A 1743-nucleotide genomic window follows, 5' to 3' on the forward strand; every position below is an offset into this window, starting at 1 on the left:
ATTCCACCGCGGGCGTAACCGGCAAATGGTTGGACCACGCGCGGCGGCTGGACGCGCTCAGACGCCCAGGGACTTCAGCTTGCGATGCAGAGCGGAGCGCTCCATGCCGATGAACTCGGCGGTCTTCGAGATGTTGCCGCCGAACCGGTTGATCTGGGCGATCAGGTAGTCCTTCTCGAACTGCTCACGCGCTTCGCGCAACGGCAGCGCCATGATGTGCTGGTCGGATTGATTCGGCGTGCGCGGCATGACATCGCCGATCTCGGCCGGCAACAGATCAGCGGTGATCGGCGCATCGACGTCGTCGCCGCGCGCCAGGATCATCAGGCGCTCGACATTGTTGCGCAGCTGGCGAACGTTGCCTGGCCAGTTGTGAGCCTGCAGAACGGCCAGCGCATCGTCGCCGATACGGCGCGGCTTGATGCCGGCCTGGCGGGCGATCTGCTTCATGAAGTTGTCGACGAGGTAGGGAATATCCTCTCGCCGCTCGGCCAGTCCCGGGACGATGACCGGAACCACCGCCAGGCGATGGTAAAGATCCTCGCGGAAACGACCGTCGGCAATCATCGCTTCGAGGTTCTGCGAGGTCGAGGAGATGATGCGGACATCGACCTTGACCCGCTTGGTTCCCCCTACCCGCTCGAACTGTTGTTCGACCAGCACGCGCAGGATCTTGTTCTGCGTCTCGCGCGGCATGTCGGCCACCTCGTCGATGTAGAGGATGCCGCGATGGGCCTCCTCGAGCGCGCCGACCTTGCGCTCGACGCCATTCGATTCGGTGCCGAACAGTTCGATCTCCATACGCTCGGGCGTGATGTTGGCGGCGCTCAGCGTCACGAAAGGCGCGCCCTTGCGCGCCGACAGCGTGTGGATGGCGCGCGCGGCCAGTTCCTTGCCCGAGCCAGACGGGCCGATGATCATCACGCGGCTGTTGGTCGGCGCGACGCGTTCGATGGTCTGACGCAACTGGCTCATCGCCGACGACATGCCGATCAGATCGAAGGTTTCGCCGCTGCGCAGCTTGAGGTCGGAAACCTCGCGCCGCAATTTCGAGGTCTCGAGCGCACGCTCGGCAATAAGGATCAGCCTGTCGGCCTTGAACGGTTTTTCGATGAAGTCATAGGCGCCGCGACGGATGGCGGAGACCGCCGTTTCGATGTTGCCGTGGCCGGAAATCATCACCACCGGCAAGGTCGGATGCATGGTCTTGATCTCGTCGAGCAGCGCCAGCCCGTCCAGGCGCGAGCCCTGCAGCCAGATATCGAGGAAAATCAGCCGCGGCGCGCGATCAGCTATAGCAGCGAGCGCGCTGTCGGCATCGAATGCCGTGCGGGTTTCGTGACCTTCGTCGCTCAGTATGCCCGCGACGAGTTCACGGATGTCTTCCTCGTCATCGACGATGAGAATATCAGACGCCATTACCGACCTTTTCAGTTTCTCTTTCGTTTTCCGCCCTGCTTTCGCCGCGCGGAGCCGTTGCGGCCGCAGGCGGCAGGATGATGCTGATCATCGCGCCGCGCCCATCGTGGAAGTCCGCAGGAGCATCGTGTAGTTCCAGCCTGCCACCATGGTCCTCCACGATCTTCTTGACGATAGCGAGGCCAAGTCCGGTGCCCTTCTCGCGTGTGGTCATGTAGGGCTCGAGCAGCCGTTGGCGATTCTCGCGCGGCAGGCCTTTGCCATTGTCGATGACGTCGATTCGAATCACACCATTCTGGCGCCCGGCCTGAATCCGGATTATGC

2 protein-coding genes are annotated in these 1743 nt (G+C 62.8%); both read right to left on the reverse strand.

Annotated elements, in window-relative coordinates:
• Positions 1-57: 57 nt before the first annotated feature.
• On the reverse strand, positions 58-1419 hold the full coding sequence (locus EN991_RS35025) for a sigma-54 dependent transcriptional regulator (RefSeq protein WP_013531496.1): 1362 nt from the start codon (positions 1417-1419) through the stop codon (positions 58-60).
• A partial coding sequence (locus EN991_RS35030; RefSeq protein ID WP_245461164.1) for an ATP-binding protein occupies positions 1409-1743 on the reverse strand: 335 nt, incomplete at its 5' end. The genes EN991_RS35030 and EN991_RS35025, both read right to left, overlap by 11 nt.

This window comes from Mesorhizobium sp. M7A.F.Ca.US.005.03.2.1 (assembly GCF_003997795.1).
Taxonomy (GTDB): domain Bacteria; phylum Pseudomonadota; class Alphaproteobacteria; order Rhizobiales; family Rhizobiaceae; genus Mesorhizobium; species Mesorhizobium ciceri.